Annotated in this window: 2 tRNA genes and 3 rRNA genes; all 5 read left to right on the top strand. The window is 47.7% G+C overall.

The annotated features are described in order from the left end of the window. Positions 1-201 precede the first annotated feature (201 nt). The 5 genes from DEU42_RS17305 to rrf all read left to right on the top strand — a co-directional run bounded on the left by DEU42_RS17305 (position 202) and on the right by rrf (position 5,432). Positions 202-1,717: ribosomal RNA gene (locus tag DEU42_RS17305) — 16S ribosomal RNA — on the top strand. Between the two features lie 168 nt (positions 1,718-1,885). Beyond that, positions 1,886-1,959: transfer RNA gene (locus DEU42_RS17300), tRNA-Ile, on the top strand. 113 nt (positions 1,960-2,072) lie between these two features. Continuing rightward, positions 2,073-2,146: transfer RNA gene (locus tag DEU42_RS17295), tRNA-Ala, on the top strand. Between the two features lie 142 nt (positions 2,147-2,288). Beyond that, positions 2,289-5,162, top strand: a 23S ribosomal RNA gene (locus tag DEU42_RS17290). A 161-nt stretch (positions 5,163-5,323) separates the two neighbouring features. Beyond that, a 5S ribosomal RNA gene (gene rrf / locus DEU42_RS17285) occupies positions 5,324-5,432 on the top strand. The 16S, 23S and 5S rRNA genes sit together here with 2 tRNA genes alongside, the layout of an rRNA operon. The last annotated feature ends 40 nt before the right edge of the window (positions 5,433-5,472 follow it).

Here is a 5,472-nt window from a genome sequence, read left to right as displayed (position 1 = left end):
AATTTTTTTTTCAAAAAAGCTTGCGTAAAAGAAAAGAAGTTGTACTTTTGCAGCCGCTTTGAGAACGAAAGTTCGGAGCGAAAAAACAAGAAGAAAACGTTCATAGACATATTGGATTGACAGCATAAGAGAGAGTAAGAAATACTCGCTTATCATAAAAAACATGACCTAGCAATAAAGATCGTAAAAATATTAAAATATACGATGAAGAGTTTGATCCTGGCTCAGGATGAACGCTAGCGGCAGGCTTAACACATGCAAGTCGAGGGGTAGAACACTTCGGTGTTTGAGACCGGCGCACGGGTGCGTAACGCGTATGCAATCTGCCTTGTACAAAGGGATAGCCCAGAGAAATTTGGATTAATACCTTATAGTATACTGATGTGGCATCACATTAATATTAAAGATTTATCGGTACAAGATGAGCATGCGTCCCATTAGCTAGTTGGTATGGTAACGGCATACCAAGGCAATGATGGGTAGGGGTCCTGAGAGGGAGATCCCCCACACTGGTACTGAGACACGGACCAGACTCCTACGGGAGGCAGCAGTGAGGAATATTGGTCAATGGGCGCAAGCCTGAACCAGCCATGCCGCGTGCAGGATGACGGTCCTATGGATTGTAAACTGCTTTTGTACGGGAAGAAACACCTCTACGTGTAGGGGCTTGACGGTACCGTAAGAATAAGGATCGGCTAACTCCGTGCCAGCAGCCGCGGTAATACGGAGGATCCAAGCGTTATCCGGAATCATTGGGTTTAAAGGGTCCGTAGGCGGTTTTATAAGTCAGTGGTGAAATCCGGCAGCTTAACTGTCGAACTGCCATTGATACTGTAGAACTTGAATTATTGTGAAGTAACTAGAATATGTAGTGTAGCGGTGAAATGCTTAGATATTACATGGAATACCAATTGCGAAGGCAGGTTACTAACAATACATTGACGCTGATGGACGAAAGCGTGGGGAGCGAACAGGATTAGATACCCTGGTAGTCCACGCCGTAAACGATGGATACTAGCTGTTTGGTAGCAATACTGAGTGGCTAAGCGAAAGTGATAAGTATCCCACCTGGGGAGTACGAACGCAAGTTTGAAACTCAAAGGAATTGACGGGGGCCCGCACAAGCGGTGGAGCATGTGGTTTAATTCGATGATACGCGAGGAACCTTACCAGGGCTTAAATGTAGTGGGACAGGCTTGGAAACAGGCCCTTCTTCGGACTCATTACAAGGTGCTGCATGGTTGTCGTCAGCTCGTGCCGTGAGGTGTCAGGTTAAGTCCTATAACGAGCGCAACCCCTGTTGTTAGTTGCCATCGAGTAATGTCGGGAACTCTAACAAGACTGCCGGTGCAAACCGTGAGGAAGGTGGGGATGACGTCAAATCATCACGGCCCTTACGTCCTGGGCTACACACGTGCTACAATGGCCGGTACAGAGAGCAGCCACCTCGCGAGGGGGAGCGAATCTATAAAACCGGTCACAGTTCGGATTGGAGTCTGCAACCCGACTCCATGAAGCTGGAATCGCTAGTAATCGGATATCAGCCATGATCCGGTGAATACGTTCCCGGGCCTTGTACACACCGCCCGTCAAGCCATGGAAGCTGGGGGTACCTGAAGTCGGTGACCGCAAGGAGCTGCCTAGGGTAAAACTGGTAACTGGGGCTAAGTCGTAACAAGGTAGCCGTACCGGAAGGTGCGGCTGGAACACCTCCTTTCTAGAGACACGATCGTTAGGTTAATGTAAATGAGAAGTAAGATAACTTACTCTCGCTGTTAGTTCAAAAAATTAAAGTAAAGAGAGCTTAAAGGTATTGAGTAATAAGAAAAGAGTATTGAGATTCGTCTCCTGTCTCGCATCTCACTACTCAAAACTAAAGATAAATAGTCTCGTAGCTCAGCTGGTTAGAGTACTACACTGATAATGTAGGGGTCGGCAGTTCGAGTCTGCCCGGGACTACAAAGCTTCGCTTTACTTAAAAGGAAATTTTAGAAGTTGAGTGATTACACGTATATAAGTGAGCACGTTATCATACTGCAAACTGCTACTGGTAACTGCTGACTATAAAAAACGGGGGATTAGCTCAGCTGGCTAGAGCGCCTGCCTTGCACGCAGGAGGTCATCGGTTCGACTCCGATATTCTCCACAACGGCTAAAGTTAAAGCTGACACTAAATTGTCAGTGGCGACACGCCACAAGTTCATTGACATATTGAGATAAATTCAAGAAGTAGAATTAAGAAATAGAAAGCATGTATGTTTTTGTTTTAGGACAGAAACGCGTAAGTACAATAAGCAAAATAAGGGCGCATGGGGGATGCCTGTGGCTCTCAGAGGCGAAGAAGGACGTGATAAGCTGCGAAAAGCTACGGGGATCGGCACACACGAGATGATCCGTAGATATCCGAATGGGGCAACCCACTATATTGAAGATATAGTATCCGATAGGAGGCAAACCCGCTGAACTGAAACATCTAAGTAGGCGGAGGAGAAGAAAACAAAAGTGATTCCGTAAGTAGTGGCGAGCGAAAGCGGAACAGCCCAAACCAATGTTGTTACGGCATCATTGGGGTTGTAGGACCACGATATTTCATGCAAACTGAACTGGAACCATCTGGAAAGTTGGGCGATACAAGGTGATAGCCCTGTACAGGTAAGGAATGTAATGGATAGTGGTATCCTGAGTAGGGCGGGGCACGTGAAACCCTGTCTGAATCTGGCGGGACCATCCGCTAAGGCTAAATACTCCTGAGAGACCGATAGTGAACCAGTACCGTGAGGGAAAGGTGAAAAGAACCGTGAATAACGGAGTGAAATAGATCCTGAAACCATGCGCCTACAAGCGGTCGGAGCCCTTTCGTGGGGTGACGGCGTGCCTTTTGCATAATGAGCCTACGAGTTACCGTTGCTGGCAAGGATAAGTACTTAAGGTATGGATCCGTAGCGAAAGCGAGTCTGAATAGGGCGCCATAGTCAGTAATGGTAGACGCGAAACCGTGTGATCTACCCATGGGCAGGATGAAGCTGTGGTAACACACAGTGGAGGTCCGAACCGGTTGACGTTGAAAAGTCTTCGGATGACCTGTGGGTAGGGGTGAAAGGCCAATCAAACTCGGAAATAGCTCGTACTCCCCGAAATGCATTTAGGTGCAGCGCTGGCTTAAGTTATATAGAGGTAGAGCTACTGATTGGATGCGGGGGCTTCACCGCCTACCAATTCCTGACAAACTCCGAATGCTATATAATGTTTACCAGCAGTGAGGGCATGGGTGCTAAGGTCCATGTCCGAGAGGGAAAGAACCCAGACCATCAGCTAAGGTCCCCAAATGTATGCTAAGTTGAAAAAACGAGGTTTGTCTGCCCAGACAGCTAGGATGTTGGCTTGGAAGCAGCCATTCATTTAAAGAGTGCGTAACAGCTCACTAGTCGAGCGGACGAGCATGGATAATAATCGGGCATAAGTATACTACCGAAGCTATGGACAGATTAATCTGTGGTAGGGGAGCATTCTAACGGCGTCGAAGGTGATATGTGAGTATTGCTGGAGCGGTTAGAAAAGAAAATGTAGGCATAAGTAACGATAATGCGGGCGAGAAACCCGCACACCGAAAGACTAAGGTTTCCTCAGCTATGCTAATCAGCTGAGGGTTAGTCGGGACCTAAGGCGAACCCGAAAGGGACAGTCGATGGCCAACGGGTTAATATTCCCGTACTTCTTATAATTGTGATGGGGCGACGGAGTGATGAAAGCACCGCGAACTGACGGAATAGTTCGTTAAAGTACCTAGCTATAGGGTTTGTAGTTAAATGCGCAGACACTGGTGAAATACGATAGTACATGGAGTCTTCGGACAAAGTGATAGTGTGCCTAAGGGCTTCCAAGAAAAACCTCTAAACTTAGATTATAAGAACCCGTACCGTAAACCGACACAGGTAGTCGAGGAGAGAATCCTAAGGTGCTCGAGAGATTCATGGCTAAGGAATTAGGCAAAATAGACCTGTAACTTCGGGAGAAAGGTCGCCAGCAGCAATGCTGGCCGCAGTGAAAAGGTCCAGGCGACTGTTTATCAAAAACACAGGGCTCTGCAAAATCGTAAGATGAAGTATAGGGCCTGACACCTGCCCGGTGCTGGAAGGTTAAGAGGAGATGTTATCTTCGGAGAAGCATTGAATTGAAGCCCCAGTAAACGGCGGCCGTAACTATAACGGTCCTAAGGTAGCGAAATTCCTTGTCGGGTAAGTTCCGACCTGCACGAATGGTGTAACGATCTGGACACTGTCTCAGCCATGAGCTCGGTGAAATTGTAGTATCGGTGAAGATGCCGATTACCCGCAGTGGGACGAAAAGACCCTGTGCACCTTTACTATAGCTTAGTATTGACCTTGGATAAGTGATGTGTAGGATAGGTGGGAGACTGTGAAATGGGTTCGCCAGGACTTGTGGAGTCATTGTTGAAATACCACCCTTTGCTTATCTGAGGCCTAACCCCATATTGTGGGGGACATTGCTTGGTGGGTAGTTTGACTGGGGTGGTCGCCTCCAAAAGAGTAACGGAGGCTTCTAAAGGTTCCCTCAGCACGCTTGGTAACCGTGCGTAGAGTGCAATGGCATAAGGGAGCTTGACTGAGAGACATACAGGTCGATCAGGTACGAAAGTAGAGCATAGTGATCCGGTGGTTCCGTATGGAAGGGCCATCGCTCAAAGGATAAAAGGTACGCCGGGGATAACAGGCTGATCTCCCCCAAGAGCTCATATCGACGGGGGGGTTTGGCACCTCGATGTCGGCTCGTCACATCCTGGGGCTGGAGAAGGTCCCAAGGGTTGGGCTGTTCGCCCATTAAAGTGGCACGCGAGCTGGGTTCAGAACGTCGTGAGACAGTTCGGTCTCTATCTACTGTGGGCGTTAGAAATTTGAGTGGATCTGACTCTAGTACGAGAGGACCGAGTTGGACAAACCTCTGGTGTATCTGTTGTTCCGCCAGGAGCACCGCAGAGTAGCTACGTTTGGAAGGGATAAGCGCTGAAAGCATATAAGCGCGAAACCCACCACAAGATGAGATTTCTTTTAAAGGTCGTGGAAGATGACCACGTTGATAGGCTACAGATGTAAAGGCAGTAATGTCATAGTCGAGTAGTACTAATAACCTGTAAGCTTATGTACGCCTCTTTTCCCCCGCCTTGTGCGGGGGAGAGAACTTTCTAATTAAAGATACAAAGTGTTTATCTCAGTATGTTAAAATATTGCTGCAAAGCAGCGTTTGGAGTTCATAGTTTGGAGTTCATGGTTAATGCCTGAACCCACCCGAAACCCAATAAACCTCTTAAGGTGGTTATTGCGTCGGGGCTCACCTCTTCCCATCCCGAACAGAGAAGTTAAGCCCGACTGCGCAGATGGTACTGCAATTTGTGGGAGAGTATGTCGTCGCCTTTCTTTTGAAAACCCTTCATCATTTACGATGAAGGGTTTTTTG

Source organism: Flavobacterium sp. AG291, assembly GCF_003350375.1.
Lineage (GTDB): Bacteria > Bacteroidota > Bacteroidia > Flavobacteriales > Flavobacteriaceae > Flavobacterium > Flavobacterium suzhouense.
Note: the sequence above shows the minus strand (reverse complement) of the source record. Positions and strands in the feature narration are given on the sequence as shown.